The 19656-nt window shown below is 68.8% G+C and carries 21 protein-coding genes; 17 read left to right on the forward strand and 4 right to left on the reverse strand.

Going from position 1 to position 19656, the window contains the following annotated elements; all coding sequences use genetic code 11:
- Positions 1–68: 68 nt before the first annotated feature.
- Entirely contained in the window at positions 69–218 is a 150-nt protein-coding gene (locus tag ABZX79_RS26670; RefSeq protein ID WP_355262683.1) for a hypothetical protein, read from the forward strand.
- Here the strand turns inward: ABZX79_RS26670 and ABZX79_RS26675 are convergent.
- Entirely contained in the window at positions 215–451 is a 237-nt protein-coding gene (locus tag ABZX79_RS26675) for a helix-turn-helix transcriptional regulator (protein ID WP_355262686.1), read from the reverse strand. The genes ABZX79_RS26670 and ABZX79_RS26675 overlap by 4 nt on opposite strands.
- Entirely contained in the window at positions 451–948 is a 498-nt protein-coding gene (locus ABZX79_RS26680; RefSeq protein ID WP_355262689.1) for a DUF2975 domain-containing protein, read from the reverse strand. Before ABZX79_RS26680 ends, ABZX79_RS26675 begins: the two co-directional genes overlap by 1 nt.
- A gap of 1345 nt (positions 949–2293) precedes the next feature.
- Between ABZX79_RS26680 and ABZX79_RS26685 the strand changes: the two genes are divergently transcribed.
- From ABZX79_RS26685 to ABZX79_RS26745, 13 genes are all read left to right on the forward strand, one after another.
- A complete protein-coding gene (locus tag ABZX79_RS26685; RefSeq protein ID WP_355262692.1) occupies positions 2294–3214 on the forward strand; it encodes a hypothetical protein in 921 nt (306 codons plus the stop codon).
- A 105-nt stretch (positions 3215–3319) separates the two neighbouring features.
- Positions 3320–4027: a Flp pilus assembly protein CpaB gene (gene cpaB, locus ABZX79_RS26690; protein ID WP_215135671.1), complete on the forward strand. Its 708-nt coding sequence runs from the start codon at positions 3320–3322 to the stop codon at positions 4025–4027.
- A 10-nt stretch (positions 4028–4037) separates the two neighbouring features.
- Positions 4038–5657, forward strand: coding sequence for an AAA family ATPase (locus tag ABZX79_RS26695; protein ID WP_355262696.1), 1620 nt, complete (start codon positions 4038–4040; stop codon positions 5655–5657).
- Positions 5658–5660: 3 nt separating this feature from the next.
- Positions 5661–6092: a TadE family protein gene (locus ABZX79_RS26700; RefSeq protein WP_355262699.1), complete on the forward strand. Its 432-nt coding sequence runs from the start codon at positions 5661–5663 to the stop codon at positions 6090–6092.
- Positions 6093–6159: 67 nt separating this feature from the next.
- On the forward strand, positions 6160–7527 hold the full coding sequence (locus ABZX79_RS26705; RefSeq protein ID WP_355262702.1) for a CpaF family protein: 1368 nt from the start codon (positions 6160–6162) through the stop codon (positions 7525–7527).
- 8 nt (positions 7528–7535) lie between these two features.
- Complete coding sequence (locus tag ABZX79_RS26710) at positions 7536–8471, forward strand: type II secretion system F family protein (RefSeq protein ID WP_355262704.1); 936 nt, start codon at positions 7536–7538, stop codon at positions 8469–8471.
- A 39-nt stretch (positions 8472–8510) separates the two neighbouring features.
- Positions 8511–9398 carry a DUF5936 domain-containing protein gene (locus ABZX79_RS26715; protein WP_355262707.1) on the forward strand — a complete coding sequence of 296 codons (888 nt, stop codon included), beginning with the start codon at positions 8511–8513 and terminating at the stop codon, positions 9396–9398.
- Between the two features lie 5 nt (positions 9399–9403).
- A complete protein-coding gene (locus ABZX79_RS26720) occupies positions 9404–10873 on the forward strand; it encodes a histidine kinase (RefSeq protein ID WP_355262710.1) in 1470 nt (489 codons plus the stop codon).
- 84 nt (positions 10874–10957) lie between these two features.
- Positions 10958–12043, forward strand: coding sequence for a response regulator transcription factor (locus tag ABZX79_RS26725; protein ID WP_355262713.1), 1086 nt, complete (start codon positions 10958–10960; stop codon positions 12041–12043).
- Positions 12044–12195: 152 nt separating this feature from the next.
- Positions 12196–12432, forward strand: a complete 237-nt coding sequence (locus tag ABZX79_RS26730) for a hypothetical protein (RefSeq protein ID WP_355262715.1) — start codon at positions 12196–12198, stop codon at positions 12430–12432.
- The gene (locus tag ABZX79_RS26735) at positions 12432–13031 is read left to right on the forward strand and encodes a pilus assembly protein TadG-related protein (protein ID WP_355262954.1); all 600 of its coding nucleotides are present in this window, start codon (positions 12432–12434) and stop codon (positions 13029–13031) included. Before ABZX79_RS26730 ends, ABZX79_RS26735 begins: the two co-directional genes overlap by 1 nt.
- A 39-nt stretch (positions 13032–13070) precedes the next feature.
- Entirely contained in the window at positions 13071–13661 is a 591-nt protein-coding gene (locus ABZX79_RS26740; RefSeq protein WP_355262717.1) for a hypothetical protein, read from the forward strand.
- Between the two features lie 61 nt (positions 13662–13722).
- Positions 13723–14316: an OmpA family protein gene (locus ABZX79_RS26745; protein ID WP_355262719.1), complete on the forward strand. Its 594-nt coding sequence runs from the start codon at positions 13723–13725 to the stop codon at positions 14314–14316.
- A gap of 57 nt (positions 14317–14373) precedes the next feature.
- Here the strand turns inward: ABZX79_RS26745 and ABZX79_RS26750 are convergent, their stop codons facing one another.
- A complete protein-coding gene (locus tag ABZX79_RS26750) occupies positions 14374–14829 on the reverse strand; it encodes a nuclear transport factor 2 family protein (protein WP_355262721.1) in 456 nt (151 codons plus the stop codon).
- A 95-nt stretch (positions 14830–14924) separates the two neighbouring features.
- Here ABZX79_RS26750 and ABZX79_RS26755 point away from each other — a divergent pair, with 95 nt between their 5' ends.
- Together ABZX79_RS26755 and ABZX79_RS26760 are read left to right on the forward strand one after the other, a co-directional pair.
- Entirely contained in the window at positions 14925–15521 is a 597-nt protein-coding gene (locus ABZX79_RS26755) for a PadR family transcriptional regulator (protein WP_355262723.1), read from the forward strand.
- Positions 15508–16395, forward strand: a complete 888-nt coding sequence (locus tag ABZX79_RS26760) for an SGNH/GDSL hydrolase family protein (RefSeq protein WP_355262725.1) — start codon at positions 15508–15510, stop codon at positions 16393–16395. The genes ABZX79_RS26755 and ABZX79_RS26760 overlap by 14 nt, the downstream gene beginning before the upstream one ends.
- A gap of 901 nt (positions 16396–17296) precedes the next feature.
- On the opposite strand, the gene ABZX79_RS26765 is transcribed toward ABZX79_RS26760, so the two are convergent.
- Positions 17297–18268, reverse strand: a complete 972-nt coding sequence (locus ABZX79_RS26765) for a type IV toxin-antitoxin system AbiEi family antitoxin domain-containing protein (RefSeq protein ID WP_355262728.1) — start codon at positions 18266–18268, stop codon at positions 17297–17299.
- Between the two features lie 584 nt (positions 18269–18852).
- Between ABZX79_RS26765 and ABZX79_RS26770 the strand changes: the two genes are divergently transcribed.
- Complete coding sequence (locus ABZX79_RS26770; protein ID WP_355262731.1) at positions 18853–19617, forward strand: hypothetical protein; 765 nt, start codon at positions 18853–18855, stop codon at positions 19615–19617.
- Positions 19618–19656: the final 39 nt, after the last annotated feature.

Genomic DNA, 19656 nt, shown 5'->3' on the forward strand with positions numbered 1-19656 from the left:
GCCGCCCTCCTGTTCGTGGGCGCTGTCTCGCATATCAGTGCGCAGGAGTGGACCTGGTCTGCGTCATCATGGCAACCGACGTCGCTGCCGACTGGTATGCGGCCTACGCCATCCAGCACAGCGACCTGTTCGATCAGCCCGGCCTTCAGCGGGTGACGGCCTTCGCCGTACTGGTCCTCGGCTCAGCACCGTTCACCCGGCGCCACTTGAGCCACTAACTCGACACTCCGTCCCCGCTCGTGGGGTCCTCCGCCTCCCAGCGCAGCAGGTCTCCCGGCTGGCACTCGAGCGCCTCGCAGAGCGCGGCGAGCGTCGCGAAGCGCACCGCCTTGGCACGTCCGTTCTTGAGCACCGCCAGGTTGGCGGGTGTGATCCCGACGCGATCCGCGAGCTCGCCCACGGACATCTTCCGCTTGGCCAGCATCACGTCGATGTCGACGGCGATCGGCATCAGATCACCTCATCCAGCTCGGCCTGCATCTGCGCCGCCTCGACGTCGCGAGCGACGGCCTGGGCGAGCAGCATCCGCAGCACGAGCACGATGAGCGCGACCCCCAAGACGGCTACGACTGCCCCGCACATCAGAAGGACAATCCCCGGGGCGACGGCCTCGCCCGGCGCCAGGACGACCGCGAGCGCGAACAGGAGGCCGGCGGCCGCCACGATCGCGCCGATCACGACGTGCACGTACCGGAAGGCGGCGGGGGAGAACACGGTTCCGCGCCGCACCATCGTCACCAGCCGCCACACGCAGACCAGGACGACCTGTACCGCTACGACGCCCAGAACTGTGATCACGAGGATCGGGATCCGCCGGTCCGCAAGGTCCCCGCCGCTCTCCTCCAGGTCGGTGGCCAGCAGCGCCACCATCACTGTCTGTACGAACACCGAACCGGCGAGCAGCACCACAAGCACGGCCCGCAGCGCAAGCACTGTCAGCTTCCCCATCATCTCTCCTCGATCGACCTACGATGGAAATCTATCGATAGTCGATAGGTGTGGCAAGACGGCCGGCGTGAGCACACCGGCACGCCGCCGACACAGGCCCGGTTCCGGGCTCGGAACGCGACGAACCCGGCACATGGCGAATCTCAACGCCCGTCCAGTCCCACTCACCTCACCCGTTTCACTTCCGGCCATCACGGGAGCGCTTCAACCCACGTCCGCCCGGCACGATCGTGTGGCCGGACGGCTCACTGACCGTCGGCCCGGCGGCCTGACGGGAACAAGGCACCAGTAGCCCCGGACACGGTGGCCGAGACGTCCATCCCGACGCAGTCGGGGTCCAACTAACGCCCGAACTCTCTCCCTTGGCGAGCTTCGGCCGCTCCCGCAGCCCGACTCGGGGGCCGGGAACGCAACAAACCCAACACATGACGAATCCCAACGCCGCTCCACTCCCACCAGTCCCAGCCGTATCGCCTTTGAGCCATCGCGGGAGTGTTTCGACCCATCCGCTGCCAACGGACGGCGCTGGCCGATGGAAGGGAGTCGGCCGGTGGGCAGGACGGGGCTGGCGGGGCTCGTGCAACTGGCACGTCCGGGTTGTGGCCGCCGATGTCCTGCCGCATTCCGCGTTTCAGTGCGCCGCCACCCCTCCACCTCAGCAACGGGCTTGTAGCTCAACCGGCCACCCACCGGGGCGGACGCCCGAACCCGCCCGAGTCCCCCATTGAACTGTCGCGCCCCACCCGCGCCCGGGCCGGTCCGCAGGTCGACCGGCCGGCCGGCCGTCCAACCGACTTGGGTGCGCGTGTACGTCGGAATGGGAATGCCGCACCAACGGCCGTTCCCGCAGTCGCTGAGCCTGGGGCCGAGCCGCCCCCTCAACCTGCCGCGCCCCATCCACTCAGCCGTCGGCCGGCAGCGGCACAGCGGCCACTTGCCGGGGTTTCCCCGTGGGCTCCCCCCGGGGGCCGCCCCCCAGATGCATTGCGGCGGAGGTCCGGCGGTCAAGGGGGGAGCGGAGCGGAATCGCCGTAGGCGACGCGACGTAGGAGCGCCCTTGAGGGGCGGGGCTCCGGCGCCACACTTACATGTGGCGACCCCCATCGCCAGAAGCGATCAACGCCCCAGGACACGCTGGTTGCCGGTCAAGCGTTTGCCGGTGCGGGCGCACGCGCTCTCCCGTGCTCCCCCTTCCGCCCGGGGGGAGCGGTAGGCCCGTATGAGAAAAAGGAAAAGTGTTCTCCGCCACGTAGGCCGTGGATAAAGTGCTGGTGCAGCACGACGGAGCAGTATCGATCTGCGGGCGCCGGGAGCAGCGGCGTACGGAGTGAACGGGGAAACCAACGTGCCGACCGCGATCGCAGTCACCAGCGCCGACTTGGTGTTGCCGCCCACCGATCAGCAGACGCCCACCGCCGCCCTGCTCCAGGCCCCGGACGCGCAGCCGCTCGAAGCCGCGCTCGTCGACATGAACGTCATGCTGGAACGGTACGGGTACGTCGTCGCCCTCTACCCCTCCTCGATTCCCACCGCCCACGAACGCCGCCTCCACACCATCCGGTCGATGCTCGAAACCGACCGGCTCGCCCTGCTGAAGCTCGATCTGCCGCCCCTCGCCGTCGCCGTACTCGTGCGTCAGCTGCGGCAGTTGTCGATCTGCGACTTCAGCGCCGGCGTCGTCGCGTCTGCCGCCCGCCTGCTGTCCCACTACATCTACGCCGGCGCGCTGCTCAACTCCGTCACGAAGCTCGACCGGGTTCCCGTGAGTTTGAAAGCGCACGCGAAGTCGTGGATGCCGGGCACCCAGTTCGGCGTACTGGCCAATCCGAGCCCGCAGTTGATCAAAATTGGCAGCACGGGTGCGGGTACGGGTGCGGATACCCGTACCGGCGCAAGCGCAAGAACCGGCGCCGGGCTCACCGGCCCCGAATTCGCCACCCAGCTGCTCGTCGGAAAAGGAACCCTGGCTTCCGACTGGGTCACCGGAACCCTCGCCCCCGCCTGGCAGGTCTCCGGCGTACAGGAGACCGGACTGCCCGCCGACTCCCCCCGCTGGTGGGGCACAGCGAAGGTGATCGAGTTCGCCGCCTTTCTGCCGGACATTTCCGTGCTCTATCAACTGGTGGCGTCCGTACGGCGGGAGAAGTGCCACTGGTGCGGTATCGAACTCATCGGTGACCGCTGCGGGTTCTGTTCAGCCCCACTCACACCACCACCCGAGAACCAATCCCGCGCGGTCGGTGTCTTGAACCAGGGGTCGCCCTAGCACCGGGCGGGGCACCATATCCCTGTATCCCTCAAGCAGCACAACTGTTCCATGGCTTGCTCACTGTCCGTTGATCCGACGTTCTGATCGAGGTAGCCCGTCTCCATGAATTCACGTCAGCGCCGCGGCGTCATTCTGCTGCTCCTGTCGGTTCTCTGCGCCTTCGGGGCGTTCGCCGGCGTGCTCTCCGTGATCAGCGATGTGAACTCCAAGGTGGGGCCGGAAGTCGCGGCGTACCGGCTCAAGAGCGACGTGGCGCCGTACAAACAGCTCGACGCGGGCCAGTTCGAAAAGATCTCGATGCCGAAGCGGTGGCTTTCCGCCAATGCCGTGACGGACATTTCCGAAGTGCGCGGCAAGATCGCGGTGACCCAGCTCCAGAAGGGCTCCCTCCTCCAGAGCGACATGATCGTGAAGAAACCCGAGCTGGGCTCCGGGGAGCAGGAAATCGCGATCATGATTGACGCGGCGACCGGGGTGGCGGGCAAGATCAACCCCGGTTCGAGCGTGAACATCTACGCCACCTTCGAGGGCGAGGACGAAGGGCAGCCGAACAAGTCCCAGGTCATCGTCTCCGGCGCCCGCGTGCTCGACGTAGGCAAGATCACGGCACTCGAGCCGGGCAAGAACGACCGCAGCCGCCGGGCGACCGACGCCGTACCGATCACGTTCGCTCTGAACACGCTCGATGCCCAGCGCGTGGCGTACGCAGAGTCCTTCGCCGAGCATGTGCGCCTGGCCCTCGTGGCCGACGGCAGCGACACCACCATCTCGCCGCGCGACCGTGAGTACACCCTCGACGGGGACAAGTGAGGACCGGCGTATGACGACTCGTATCCTCCCGGCGGTCGGCGACCCTGATGCCGCCCGCGCCATCACGACCCTCCTCAGTCAGCTCCCCGACGCGGAACCGGCCCCTCCCGTCACCGACTCGACGTCACTCCTCGACACCCTCGCGCGGCTCGCGGGCGAATCGCTCGACGAGCTGCCCGAGGTGGTCCTCGTACACGAACGCATCGGGCCGGTGCCCGCGCTGGAGCTGATCCGGGAGGTGGCTCTGCGCTTCCCGGCGGTCGGCGTCGTCCTCGTCACCGCCGACACCGGTCCCGCCCTCTTCACGGCCGCCATGGACTCCGGCGCGCGCGGATTGGTCGGACTGCCGCTCGGTTACGAGGAGTTGGCGGCCCGCGTGCAGGGCGCCGCCTCCTGGTCCACGGGCGTACGCCGCCACCTGGGCACGGGACCGGACGTCTTCACGGGACCCGGCGGCACGGTGGTGACGGTGACCGGCGCGAAGGGCGGCACCGGGGCCACGGTCGTCGCCGTGCAACTGGCGCTGGCGGCAAGGGCTTCGGGGCGTACGGTCGCATTGGTAGACCTGGACCTGCAGTCCGGGGACGTGGCGTCGTACCTCGACGTGCAGTTCCGCCGCTCGATCGTCGACCTGGCCGGCATCGCCGACATCTCGCCGCGCGTACTCCAGGACGCGGTCTTCTCCCACCCCACGGGCGTCAGCCTGGTGCTGGCACCGGCCGAGGGCGAGCGGGGCGAAGAGGTCACCGACCGGGTGGCGCGGCAGGTGGTGAGCGCGCTCCGTAACCGCTACGAGGTCGTGGTCGTCGACTGCGGTACGCAGATGAACAGCGCGAACGCCGCCGCCATCGAGATGGCCGACCAGGCGCTGCTCGTCGTCACACCGGACGTGGTGGCGGTACGGGCGGCCAAACGCATGGTGCGGATGTGGGACCGGCTGCAGATCCGCAAGGCGGAGGAGACGACCACCGTCGTCAACCGGCACAACCGGAACACGGAGATCCAGCCGCCGTTGGTCGAGCGGATCACGGGCACGAAGGTCGCGCGGGCCGCGATCCCGGCCAACTTCAAGGAACTCCAGGCGGTGACGGACGCCGGCCGCATGCAGGACCTGGACAGCCGGAGCACCGTCAAACAGGCACTGTGGGCGCTCGCCGGTGAGCTGGGGCTGGTGAAGCCGGCGGCGGGCGCGGGGGGCAAGGGCGGCGGGAAGCTGCTGAGGAGCGACCGGGGAGCGATCGGGTTCCTGGGGAGGGGCAAGGACCGGGGAGCTGTGACCGTCGAGCTGGCGGGCATGGCGCCTCTGATCCTCTTCGTGATGATCGCGATGTGGCAGGCGGTGCTGTTCGGCTACACCTTCTCGCTGGCGGGCAACGCGGCGGACGAGGGCGCGCGGGCGGCTACGGCGGCCGCGACGAGCGGTGGCGGCACGGCGGCGGCGTGCGAGGCCGCGGCCACGGAGCACCTGCCGTCGTCGTGGCAGGACGATGCCGGGAACATCAGCTGCGTGCAGGAAGGCAACCTGTGGAAGGCCCGCGTCGAGCTCAATACGCCCATCCTTTTCCCGGGGGCCGGCAGCTTCCCATGGGACGTGACCGGCAATGCGGGCGCCGCGCTGGAGGGGGACTAACCAATGAGACCTTTACGCCGCCGGATCAGTGGCCGGGGCAGTGGCCGGATCTCCGGCCCCGACCGTGGCCGTATCAGCGGCCATGACCGTGACCGAGGCGCGGCCATCCTGGAGTTCGCCGGCTTCCTGCCCGTCCTGCTGCTGGTCGCCATGGCCTGCATCCAGCTCGGCATCGTCGGTTACGCCGCCTCCCAGGCGGGCACCGCGGCGCGGGCAGCGGCCCGTACGGAGGCGCAGGAGGAGCTCCGGGGCCAGGGAGAAGTCACGGGCAAGGCGGCCATGAGTGGCTGGCTGGCCGAGGACACGGACATCGAATTCGGGGGCAACGTCACCGCGACAGCCAAGGTGTCGATCCCGTCGGTCGTCCCCGGTATCGAGAACTTCGGCGAGATCGAGCGCTCAGTGACGATGCCGGCCGACGAGGAGGAGCGGTAGCAGCCCCCCGCCCCGTACGCCGAGATCCGCTGGAGCGATCGATCCGCACGAGCGAGGAGTTACGCACATGAGTCTGCGGGCACGCATCACCGCCCCCGACGAGCACGCGGGCGGACGGGAGGACGGCCACCTGGTCGCCACCTACCGGACCAAGCTGCTCGAAGAGATCGACCTCGCGGAGATGTCCTCGCTCGCGGCGGCCGAGCGGCGGGCCCGGCTGGAGCGCGTACTCGCCCACATCATCAGCCGCGAGGGCCCCGTCCTCTCCACCGCCGAGCGCTCCCAGCTCATCCGCCGGGTCGTCGACGAGGCGCTGGGACTCGGCGTACTCGAACCGCTCCTCGAAGACGCCTCCATCACCGAAATCATGGTGAACGGCCCCGACTCGATCTTCGTCGAGCGGGCCGGCCGGGTCGAGCAGCTTCCCATGCGCTTCGCGTCCAACGAGCAGCTGATGCAGACCATCGAGCGCATCGTCTCGACCGTCAACCGCCGCGTCGACGAGTCGAATCCGATGGTCGACGCCCGCCTGCCGTCCGGCGAGCGCGTCAACGTCATCATCCCGCCGCTGTCCCTGACCGGCCCCACCCTCACGATCCGCCGCTTCCCGCGCGCGTACCGCCTCCAGGAGCTGATCAGTCTCGGGACGCTCGACGAGCAGATGCTGATGCTGCTCTCAGCTCTCGTGCGCGCCCGCTTCAACGTCATCGTGTCCGGCGGTACGGGCTCCGGGAAGACCACGCTCCTCAACGCGCTCTCCGGCCTCATCCCGGACCACGAGCGCATCATCACCGTCGAGGACGCGGCCGAGCTGCAGCTCCAGCAGGCGCACGTCATCCGCCTGGAGACCCGCCCGCCCAACGTCGAGGGCAAGGGCCAGATCACGATCCGCGACCTCGTACGCAACTCCCTGCGCATGCGCCCCGACCGCATCATCGTCGGTGAGGTACGCGGCGGCGAGACGCTCGACATGCTCCAGGCGATGTCGACCGGCCACGACGGCTCGCTCGCCACCGTTCACTCCAACAGCGCCGAGGACGCGCTGATGCGCCTGCAGACTCTCGGCTCGATGTCGGAGGTCGAGATCCCCTTCGAAGCGCTGAAGGACCAGATCAACAGCGCCATCGACGTCATAGTCCAGCTCTCGCGCATGGCCGACGGCTCTCGCAAGATCAGCGAGATCGCGATCCTGGTGTCCCACGGCCGGGAGCGGTTCCAGATCGCCACCGTCTCGCGCTTCGTCGCCCAGCCGATGAGCGCGGACCGCATCGTCCACGGCCGGTTCGAACACCTCGGTCTGCCCCGCCGCATCGCGGACCGGCTCCACCTCGCGAACGAGCCGATCCCGCCCGGCTTCGGCGTCGTAACGGAACTCGACGATCCGCTCAGCCCGCTCAGCCCGCTCAGCCCGCACTACGTCCGAGAGGTCCAGTAGGTACTGCCATGAACAATCCCGCAATGCTGGCGATCGGCAGCACGCTGCTCTGCGGCGCCCTGGCTGTCGCCGGGCTGCACACCTACGTCTCGGGCAAGGCCCAGCGTGCCGCCCTCGTCGAGCGCCTGGCCATCACGGGGCCGCACGCCGTGGGCCGGCGGCGGCGCTTCATGGGGGTCGACCGGCGGCTGCGGAAAACGGCGCTGGGCAAGAAGATCCACGTACGGCTTTCGGCCACCGGACTCGACCTGACCGCAGGCGAGTTCTTCGTCTACCTGGTGATCGGCGTGGCCGCCCTGTGGCTGATCGCCTCCTCGGTACTGGCGCCCTTCTTCGGCCCCGTCGCCGGTCTCGTCGCCCTGTGGAGCGGCAGCGCGTTCCTCAACTGGCAGCGGCAGAAGCGCATCGAGGCCTTCATCAACCAGCTCCCCGACCTGTCCCGGATACTCGCCAACGCGACCGCTGCCGGACTGGCCCTCCGTACGGCGCTGAGCATGGCGGCCGAGGAGCTGGAAGCCCCGGCGGGCGAGGAACTGGCGGGGGTCGCGAACCAGCTGGCGGTCGGGCGGTCCATCGACGACGCCCTGGGGGAGCTGGCCGAACGCCTGCCGTCGCGCGAACTCGTCGTCCTGGTCACGACCCTGGTGCTCTCCAACCGGGCCGGCGGAACGGTCGTCGGATCGCTGCGCAACCTCACCGAGACGCTGGAGGAACGCAAGGAGACGCGCCGCGAGGTCCGCACCATGCTCGCCGAGGTCAATGCCACCGCGTACACGATCCCGCTTCTCGGCCTCGGCGCGATGATCATGCTCAACTCCGTCACCCCGGGCTCCATGGAACGGATGACCGGCAGCCCGGTCGGCCAGATCATCGTGGTCGTGGCCATAGGTCTCTACGCACTCGGCTTCATAGTGATGCGCCGCCTCGGCAAGATCGACGTCTGAATTCGCCGTCTGAATTCTCTGGAACAGGAGGTATCCGGCATGGGACTGCTTCTCGCGCTGGTGGTCGGTCTGAGCGTCGCGGGCGTCTTTCAGGGCATCAAGATGTACCGCGCCGAGGCCAAGATCCCCGGGGACCTGGCCGTCGCCCTGGAGATCGGCGCGTCGCGCGTCTCGGGTACGGAGTCGGCCGTCGACCGCCTGGGCATGCGTTTCGCGCCGAGCGTGCTCCGCCTCATGGGGCCGAGGCTGGTCGACAAGAAGCGCCGCAAGATCGACATGGCGGGAAACCCCGGCGGCCTCACCATCGACCGGTACGCCGCGCGCCGAGCCGTATACGGCCTGTTCGGCGGCTTCTCGGCCCTCGTACTTCTGCTAAAAGATCTGCCGCTCTTCGGTGTCTTCTGCATCGCCTACGGGTGGCTGGCGGCGGACGTCACCATCTGGCAGGCGATCCGCGAACGCAAGGACGTTATCGAGCGGACCCTGCCCGACTTCCTCGACGTACTCGCCGTCGTCGTCAGCGCGGGCCTCGGCTTCCGGCAGGCGCTGGACCGCGTCTCGGAGAAGTACGAAGGCCCGTGGGCCGACGAACTCCGCATCACCCTGCGCCAGATGGACATGGGCGTAAGCCGGCGCCAGGCCTTCGACGAGCTGCGCAGACGCAACGAATCCGAACAGGTCTCCCAGTTCGTTACGGCGCTCCAGCAGGGCGAGGAACTCGGCGCACCCATCGCCGACACCCTGATCCAGATCGCCAACGACATGCGCCGCACCGATGCCCAGAACTCCCGGCGCCGCGCCGCCAAAGCGATCCCCAAGACGACGGTCGTCACGCTCGCCTTCATGGTCCCGGCCACGCTGCTCCTCATCGTGACCAACATGTTCCTGGGGTCGGAGACCGACTTCGGTTCGGTCTTCGGCGGCTGACGGCCATGGCGACGCTTCCCACGATCCGGCTCCGGCTCGGGCTCGGGCTCGGGCCCGGGCTCGGGCTACGGCCCGGCCTCAGTGGCGGGACAGTTCGGGGCGGCGTGGCCGCTCCGGAGGTGGCCCCCGCGTCCGCCCTCGCCGACGACGTACCGGCACCAAGCATCCCGATCCAGATCAACGCCCTCCAGGCGCTGTGCCGCCAGGTCTTCGGCTTCCGCCTCGCCATGATCGCGCTGGGCGCGCCCTTCGCGCTCGCGAGGGCCGGAGGGCAGTTCGGCGGCTGGCTGGTGGGGGGTGCGGTCGTCTTCAGCTTCGTGGGGTCGTACGCGATGCTCCGGGACTGGGAGGTGTTCGGCCCCCTGCTCATCAAGTACCGCACGCTGATGGGCGTAGACCTGATCTTCGGCTCCGTCCTGCTGCTGACGGCCTCCCCGGACTCGGCCCTCGGCTACGCCACCGTTTGTACGCCGCTCCTCGCGGGCCTGCTGTACGGCTGGCGGGGCGCGGGCATCTTCACCGCGATCCAGATCCTCCTGCTGGCGGCGGCCTACTCGGCGTGGGCGGAACGGATGGCCAGCCCGGCCAGCACGCTGCTGATCAGCGGTTTCTGTGTGGCGGCGGGAATCATCGGCGTGACGTTACGCAACTTGATGTTCCGCTTCGGCGCCGCCACCCAGGCCCTGTCCGAGGCCAACGCCCGGCTCGCGGTCACGGACGCGGTGGAAGGCGAGCGCGCGCGCCTGGCCCGCGAGATGCACGACTCGGTGGCCAAGACCCTGCACGGCGTCGCGATGGCGGCGGAGGGACTGGCGCAGTCGGCCGACCGTATGGACCCGCTGACCGTCAAGCACCAGGCGGGCATGGTCGCGCGCTCGGCACGGCGGGCGGCGGCGGAGTCCCGCGAGATCCTGTCCGACCTGCGCAGGCAAGCGGACTACGACACCGGGGGAGTGGTGGTCGCCGACGAACTGGCAGCGCGGCTGGCGGACTTCGGGCAGCGAACGGGCATCGAGACGGCCTTCCACATGGTGGGAGGTTCTGCTTCTGCCTCTGCTGCTTCGCCGTCGCCTGTGCCGACCGTTCCGCACGCGGTCGCGCGCCACCTGCTGACGATCGCTACGGAGGCCATGGAGAACAGCCACCGCCACGCCCACGCCTCCCGGGTCACGGTGGAGTTCGGCCTGGTCGGCGGAGTGCTGCGCATCAGCGTGCTCGACGACGGCCGGGGCCTGCCCGCCGGTATCAGCCTCGACGACCTCCGCAGGGCCGGCCACTTCGGCCTGGTGGGGATGGTCGAGCGAGCGGCCGGTATCGGCGCTCGCATCAGCATCGGACGGGGCCGCAGCGCGGGGGGCACGGAAGTACGCCTGGAACTCCCGGCGGCGGCACTGGCGCCGCCGCGCGCCACCGGCCCACACTCGCTCCCGCCCTTGGCGGCACTGCCACCGCTTCCGCCACCGATACAGCTCTAGAACTGAACCGCCGATCCACCGCCCACCGCCCACCGCCCACCGTCTCCATCGTCCCCGCTCACTCTCCCGAGAGGAGGCCGCACCATGCCGGACGAAAACTCGTACAGCTCCGGGCCCCGTCAGTCCGTGTCGTCGCCGTCCCACGTGTCCCAGCACACGTCGTCGCACACGGTCGAACCCCGCTCGGAACACACCCCCGCCGGGGTCCGCGTTCCCCCGCCGGCGGCGGCATTCCAGGATCCGTCCCCCTTCGACAGTGCCGACCCCTTCGGCCCGCCGAGCGTCCTGCGCGTAGTCATCGCCGACGACAATCCGGTCGTACGGGCAGGCCTCACCGCCCTGCTCGGCAGCCGCGACGACGTCGAGGTCGTCGCGGAGACGGCCGACGGCCGCCAGGCCCTGGCAGCAGCCCAGCAATACCGGCCGGATGTCGTGCTGCTGGATGTCCGGATGCCGGGCGTCGACGGCATCTCCGCGCTGCCGTACCTGGTCCAGGTGGCGCCGGTGATGATGCTGACGTACAGCCGCGAGAGCGAGATCGTGCGCGAGGCGTTGCGGCTGGGCGCGGGCGGCTACTTGGTGCACGGCGAGTTCACCGCCGAGCAGCTGGTCGGCGCCGTACGCGACATCAAGGAGGGCCGCGCCCACTTCACGGCGTCTGCCCAGGACGCGCTGCTGGCCCATATGCGGGCCGGGGGCGGCGCTGGCCCGGCCGGGGCAGGACAGCTCCCGGAGGGACTCGGCACGGTGTACGCGACTGGCCAGCCGTACACGGGAGCGAGCAGGATCCCTGGCCACGCAGCGGCTAACGATGCGACTGCACACACCTCACCTGAGCCCAACGGTGTGCCAGATGTCTCGAATTCGGGGCGACTGCGAGAAAACTCTTCGCAGGTGCAATCTGACATGGCACAGTATTCAACGGGTCGGCAGTCGGCCCAACGTGCGCGTAATGTCCAGGACTTCGGGCTGAGTGCGAGGGAGGTGGAGGTCATGGACCTGATCGCGTCAGGCATGAGCAACCAGCAGATCGCCGCCACCTGCTTCATCAGCGAGAAGACGGTCAAGAACCACATCAACCGCATCTTCGCGAAACTTCACAGCGCGAGCAGGAGCGAAGCGATCGCGCTGTGGCTGGGATCTGCGAGGGGGACGACGAGTCATGGCTGAGCGCACGACGACGCCCCCGCTGCTGAGGGCCCAAGTCGCGATTTGGGCCCGGGGTTGGGCCCACGGGCCCTCTGGTGGGACCCCTGTCCCGACGTACGTTTCTCGTGTCGAAGGCGAGACGCACACGTCGGCCCAACTCGGAGGGGTACCCCATGTCGAAGAACCTCACGCTCAAGACCGCGACGAAGGCCCAGCTTGCGATCAGCAACTGGCGGAACACGGTCGTGTCGCGCATGCAGAAGCGAGCGGACGAGGGCGCGAGCGTCGTGGAGTACGCGGGCCTGGTCGTAGTGATCGCGCTGATCGTGGTGGCGGTCCGGGAGCTGGACTTGGACCAGACGATCTCGGAGGCGATCAGCGACGCAGTGGACGACATCACCGGCGGGTGATGTTGAACAGGCTTCGGCAGGACCGAGGGCAGACTCTCCCCATGTACGTCGTGGTGGTGGGGGGTCTGCTCTTTCTTGCGTTCGCATACTTTGCCTTCGCTCAGGCAGCTGTTGCCCGCAATGGCGGTCAGTCGGCCGCTGATGCGGCCGCGCTCGCAGGTGCTCAGGAAATACGAGACGAGCTGACCGACGGCTTCATCAGTTCCTTCGGCACGCCGGACGAACTAGCCGGCTGGCTCAACGGTGAGAGGTTCGACGGCACTGGTGGTGAGGCTTCCGCAGCACAACTAGCCGGTGAGAACGATTCGGAACTCGTTGATTTCGGTGTGGGCATAGACGGCCCGTCGTTCACAGCGGAGATCGAGACGTACTTTACGGTGGGCGACTCGGTGATTCCCGGGACGGAGAGCACTCGTGCCAAGGCCGATGCCACCGCTGTGGTCGAGCCTCGCTGCTGGATCACGCCGAACAGCGATCCGGTGAAGCTTATTGAGCTTGACTGCGAGGACAGCATTCATTGGGAGATTGATCCCAAGGACTTCGTCGAAGCCGACCTGCCGTATCCGAATGATCTGTTCTCTGTCCATCTGGCTGAGTGATGAGCGAACGTTAAAGACAAGGAAGAGTTGATTATGGGCATGCGGCACACCATGAAGGCCCGAAGGGCACTGACCGCGGTGGCGATCACGACTGGCTTGGTCCTCACGGTGGCCGGTTGTGGCGGGGACGGCGGCGAAAAGCCTGATGCGACCTCTTCTTCGAGCCCGACCGACAAGGGCAACGAGGAGAAGCCGAAGGACGAGGAGCCTAAAGCTCCAGAGGAATCGGTCTTGGCTGAAGTGAAGGGGGGTGCGGACAACACCACCCTTACGATCAATACTGCTGTACGGGACGAAGGAGGCTTTCTTACCGTCAGCGGAAGGGTGAAGAACGGAAAGGGTGGGAGTTGGAATCCGACCCCGTGGAGGGGTGAGGAGAAGGAGTTGTCCGGTAACTCCGCCTCCATGGCAGGCGCCTCGCTTGTGGACCGAACTGGAAAGAAGAAGTACCTCATCCTGCGGGACACTGATGGGCGCTGCCTTTGCACTCAGTTCAGTGGGGCATTCAAGGACGGGGAGGAGCAGACCTGGTTCGCTCAGTTCCCCGCGCCGCCGGATGAAACCACGAAGGTGGACTTCCAGATCGCCGACATGCCCGTGGCGACCATCGAGATCTCCGATGGTGAGTGACTTCATGTCTTTCACCATCCTCCGAAGCCGCCCAGCGCATCGCGCTACTGCCGCCATCGCGATGGCGGTACTTGTCACAAGTCTGACCGTCACGAGTGCGCAAGCCGAGCCCTCTCCCGGCGCACCCCCCGGCAGCACCACAACATCGCCGCCCCCCGACGTCGACTCCAACTCGCCGGGTCTCAAATTGGGCGACGGGGCGACCCTCGCCCCCGCCCGCGTGATCGACATCAAGTCCGTCGTCGAAGACCTCGGCGGCGAGGAGCGGCGCGAGGACACGAACTCCGACGTGAAGTTCGCGCTGCAGGCCGAGGTGCTCTTCGGCAAGGACAGCGCGAAGCTCAACTCCGAGGCCGCGTCCCGTATCAAGGCCATCGCCGACGAGATCATCGCCCAGAAGGCCACCAAGATCCGGGTCTTCGGATTCACCGACGACCTCGGCTCGTACGAGCACGGCAAGGTGCTGTCCAAGAAGCGCGCGGACGCCGTGCAGCAGGAGCTGAACAAGTCGCTGGACTCGACCATCACGTTCGAGATCCGCGGATACAGCGAGGACTATCCGATCGCCGACAACGACTCGGAAGAAGGCCGCAAGAAGAACCGCCGAGTCGAGGTCTCGTTCCCGCGCGGCGAAACCGCCGGCAGCCAGAGCTGACGCTCGTCACCGGCCGGGTCCCATGGGACGGCTCCCCGCTCCCTGCGGCCCGGCCGCTCAGCTCTCCGCAGGAGCCGGTACGAGACCGTCGGCCACCAGGCCGGCCAGCACCGCCTCGCCGAGGGCGTGCACTGCGGACTGCGGCCGCACCATCACCGTGAACTCCTTGATCAGGCCCTCCTCGTCGAAGTGGAGTAGGTCGATGCCGTGGATCGCCTTGCCGTTCACGACGGTACGGAAGAGGAGGGCGGCAGAGGGGGCTTCGCCGCCGTCCGCGCTCGTCTCCACCGTGCCGCTGTACTCGCCAACGTAACGGAACTCCTCGAAGGTGCGCAGCAGGACGCCGAAGAGCCCCATCACCATCGCTTTGCCCTCGAACGGCTGGAACTTCACCGGGCTGTAGAGGCGGATGTCTTCCGCGAACAGCGCGTCCAGCGCACCGAGGTCCTCCTTCTCCACGGCGGCGCGGAAGCGTTCGGCGGTAGCGGTACCGGCAGCGGTCTCGGTCTCCATGTGTCGCTCACTCCTCCATAATCATCAATCTGACTACTCACTTTCTTGAGTATGATGATGCGGGGACGTACGACGAAAGGGAAGGGGCCGCAACGATGGCTTTGCGACACGCCGTACTGGCCGCGCTGCTGGCAGGCGACGGCAGCGACGGGGACGGCCGGGGTGAGTACAGCGGGTACCAGCTGGCCAAGGCCTTCGACATCGGAGTGGCGAACTTCTGGCATGCCCTGCCCCAGCAGCTGTACGCCGAGCTGGCCAAACTGGAGAAGGAAGGCCTGGTCGCAGGCCGGCAAGTCGTCCAGGAGGCGCGGCCCAACAAGCGCCTGTTCCGCGTCACCGAAGCCGGTCTCGCCGAGCTCGAAGCCTTCGCCGCCGCCGCGTCGAAGGTCTCCTTCATCCGCGACGACCTGCTGGTCAAGGTCCAGGTCGCCGACTCCGTCGACAACGGCCCGCTGATCGAACAGCTGGAGGAGCGGGCGTCCCTCGCCGAGGCCAAGATCGAGCTCTTCGGCAAGATGCTCCGCAAGATGCGCGGCGGCCTGGACGAGGAGGAGTTCCTGCGCCGGGGCGACCGGATCGGCCCGTACCTCACCTGTCTGCGCGGACTGGCCCTGGAGCAGGAGAACCGGGACTGGGGCCTGCGCGTCGCGGCCGTCCTGCGCGAGAGGCGGGCGTCCCATGTCGAGCGATGAGCAGCCCGAGCCGTCCGGCATGTCGGTGCCGTACGCGCGTTACGTCGCCCTGGGCGACAGCCAGACCGAAGGCCTCGGCGACGGCGACGACATCGCCGGCCTCCGAGGCTGGGCGGACCGCCTCGCCGAACACCTCGCGGCCGCCAACCCCCGCCTTGAGTACGCCAATCTGGCGGTACGGGGCCGACTCGCCGGCCAGGTTCGCGCCGAGCAGCTGGCGCCCGCACTGGCCATGCGTCCCGACCTCGTGACGGTCGTCGCCGGGGTGAACGACCTGATGCGGCCCAAGTTCGACGTCGTCGAGGTGGTCGGTCATCTGGAGGCGATGTTCGCCGCCTTCACCGCGACCGGGGCCCGGGTGGTGACGGTCACCTTCCCCGACATGGGGAAGGTCGTGCCGCTGGCCCGGCCGTTGCGCCCCCGCGTGTACGCCCTCAATGCGGGCATCCGCGCGGCAGCTGCCCGCCACGGCGCGGCCGTCGTCGAAACCGCCGCCCACGCCTTCGCCGTCGACCCGCGCATCTGGACCGCGGACCGGCTCCACCTCAGCCCCCTCGGCCACGAACGGTTCGCCGCCGCTGCCCACGCCGTCCTGCTCCCCGGCGCCGACGACGCATGGACGCACCCCCTGCCCCCGCAACCCGCCCTCGCCGGGTGGCTGGCGGCGAAGGCCGAACTCCGCTGGGCCGCCGCCCACCTCGGCCCCTGGCTGGGCCGACGCCTGCGCGGCCGGTCTTCCGGCGACGGACGTACGGCGAAACGGCCGCGGCTGCTGGCGGTGGGTCCGGTGGTACGTCCGGCGGGACTGGCGCCGCAGTCTCCACCGCAATCGCCGCCCGTACGTCCGAGGCCGCCCGCCGGGGAAGCGACGTAACAACCACCGGGGCGGCGGCTGTTTCGCCCCTGCCATCACGGCCGTGTTTCGACCCACGTGGACGGCCGGAAAAATCGGTGGAGCCAGCCTCCCTTCCGCCCTTGGTGTGGTTCGGTCGCTCCAGCATCCGGTGTGCGGCCGTTGGCGTGCACTGAACCCGGCACTTGGCGAACTTCGAGCCGCCCCAGCGTGCTGATAGTGGGGCAAATGGGATGCCCAAGTTCGCCTTCTGCTGGGTTCGTCCCATCCCGCCCGGCTGAGACCGTCGAACCTCTGCCGACTTGGCCGTTACCGTCGTGCCGGCACCGACCGCAGCTCGTCCGGGCGGACTATCGGCAGGGCCACTTGCCCCTGGGCGCCCTTCCACCCCACTCACATCAGCCACGTGCTTGCTGCTCAACCGACCGCCGGACGGGGTGGACGCCACACCGTCTCGAGTCCCCCCATTCAACTGTCGCGCCCCACCCGCGCAGAGGTGAGTCCGCAGGTCGGCCCGATCGGCCAGCCGTCCACTGGTGTGGGTGCTGGTATGCGTGGGAATGGGGGTGTCGCACCAGCGGCCGTTGCCGCACCCGCTGAGCCTGGGGCCGGGCCACTTCCTCAACCTGCCGCGCCCCACCCACTCGGCCGACGGCCACCGAGCCGGCCCGCGCCCATTCCCCAGCTCGCGTGCAGGGCGTTTTTCTTTGGGCCGTCCCCGTATAAGCGTTAGCGGTGGGCCGGGGCGGCGGGTCAAGGGTGGGCCGTAGGCACATCGCGCAGCGACGCGACCGTAGGGAGCGCCCTTGACGCGGCGTCACGGCCCACCGACACTCGAGCGCTCGGGACGGCCCGACCCCCAGAAGCGATCCTTGGTTCCCCCCGCCCCAGCCCCCGCCCCCCGGCCACCCCCGCCCTCGCCTCACCCCCTCGCCAGCGCGAGTGCCCTGCGGATCTCTTCGATCATCGCGTCCGGGCGGCGGTAGACATCGATCGCGGTGAAACGCAGCGACCGGCGGATGCGTTCACACAAGGTGAGTTCGTTGAAGCGGCGGACGTCGCGATCGTGCGCCGCTCGGTCCCCGTGGTACGCGTAACCCTCGATCTCGACTGCCACGCCCTCCGCCCGGAACAGAAAGTCCACCGACAGACGCCGGCCGCCCGGCGGTCTGACATGCGCCTGCGGCTCGGGGTGCAAGCCCGCGTCGTGTATGCGCAGACGCGCGACGGTCTCAGCCGGTGAACCGCTCCTCCGGTCGGCGAGCCTGAGCGAGGCGCGCCCCATCCGTACGCCCCGCCGTGGGCCGGATTCCAATGCGGTGGCAACCGCTCCAAGGTGCGTGAACGCGGGGCGGTGTGCCCTTGGATCGGCCCGCAGGGGGCGGATGGACACAGCCGACTCGACCGCGACCAGCGCCTCCTCCCGAGGGCTCGACCGCAGCAGGTCTGCAAGCGTGCGAGTGACCGTGGTGACACGGATGCCCGCCACGTACGCCGTGGCGTCTACGGCCAACGACGCCCGGTGCACCCGGTCCCGCGGAGGCAGAGCTAGCGACGTGCTCGCGGGAGCGGGAGCGGTGAACTCCAGGCCAGGCTCCCCTGCGGTCGTCGTCCACGGCAACTCGATCTCGTGCAGCCACGCCGCCGTTCCGTGGCTGGCGACCAGTCGCGGGTGCGCCAGCTGGATTGCCCGTAGCCGCACCATCCGGTCGACAGCCAGGCCGGGCTCGGCCCAGCTGCCGCGCCGGACTTGAGTCCAGCCGTCCCGTCTGAGCAGGCGGTTGAGACGGGACGGTGTCCAGCCCAGGTCGATGGCTTGGCGCGTCAGCAGAACGCCGCGTTGGCGCTTGGCCAATGCGGTCAGCGAGACCAGTTCCCCCGTAGTGCGAGTCATGTAGCCGAGGGTCGCAGTCGGCCTCCGGCCTCGCGACCCCTGTGGATAACTCTCATTGACGGCTGTCCGCCTGCCGTCCGCCCAGACCGACTCACCACGCGGCAGCTCCGCTCCGCCTTCATCCGGGCGATGACAGTGGCGGGGTCGTGGGGTCCGAGCCACCCGCCGTGAACTCCCCCGTCCGTCGCCGGCGACAGCCCCCCGGAGGCCACCCGCCAGCACTTCCACCGGCCGCAGCGTCACGCCGAACGTGTAGAGGCGTGGCGGCAGAGGTGGCAGAGGCGGCGTCCCCCACTGCCGCCAGCTCCGCCAGCTCCGCCAGCTCCGCCAGCTCCGCCAGTGCGCAGGCTCGCGATCACCGCCGTACGGACGGGGGCCTGCCTCGACGCAGACGCAGACGCAGACGAAGACCCAGACGCGGACGCTGGCGCTGGCGCTGTGTGGACCCAGGTGCCCATGGCCCCCCTCAGGGCGCGCCATAAAACGCCTGCCGTGCCATTTGGGTCCGTGGGCCCGGGCACATGAGGCCGTTCGTTGTTACCGTGCGTGCGTTCAGTCGTCGTACGCACGGGGAGCGGTGAGGCGTGAAGGCACGTTCAGTACGTTCGCTACAGAAGGCGGCTACGGCGGTCGCCGCAGCGGCAGTTCTCTGCCTCACGGCGGCGTGCGGCGGGGCATCCTCCGATGTCGGCGACAAGAGCGGTGGCCGGGCGGCGGCCGAGACGAAACCGGCCGCCTCGGCCGCCGCCGACAAGCCCGTCAGCAGCACCGGCGAGACCCTCGACGAAGGCGAGCTGAAGAAGGTCGCCCTGGTGAGCGGTGACGTACCCAACTTCGCCGTTACGCCCCTCCAAGGCGGCGACGAAACCGGTACGGAGCGCGCCGAGCAGCCCGAATGCCAGCCGCTCGCCGCCGTCATCAACGGAGCCCCCGAGCCCACCCCGTCCGCAGCCGTCCACCGCACTCTCATGGACGAGTCGGAGGAGGGCAACGACGACCAGACGGTCGTCACCGAGATCCTCACCTCCTACCCCGAAGGGCGCGCCATGCAGGTGCTCCGGGGCGTCAAGAACGCCATCGGCGCATGCGCCGGCGGCTTCAAGACCACGGGCGGCGACGGTCCCTCCACCTACACCGAGGTAAAGGAACTCCCGGCGCCCAAGGCCGGACAGGAAGCCCTCGCCTACCAGGTCACCGGGTCCTTCGAGGGGACGAAGGTGCCGCTCGTCTTCCAGCTCGTCCGCAGCGGGTCGACGGTCGTCATCTTCTACGCCGCCAACTTCATCGATGCGAAGACCCCCGAAATCCCCGCAGGGCTCGCCACGGCCCAGGCAGCGAAGCTGCCATGACCCGGATTTGAGCCCGCGTTGGGCCCGTGGGCCCATGCC

It is taken from the genome of Streptomyces sp. NPDC002994 (genome assembly GCF_040611155.1).
Taxonomy (GTDB): domain Bacteria; phylum Actinomycetota; class Actinomycetes; order Streptomycetales; family Streptomycetaceae; genus Streptomyces.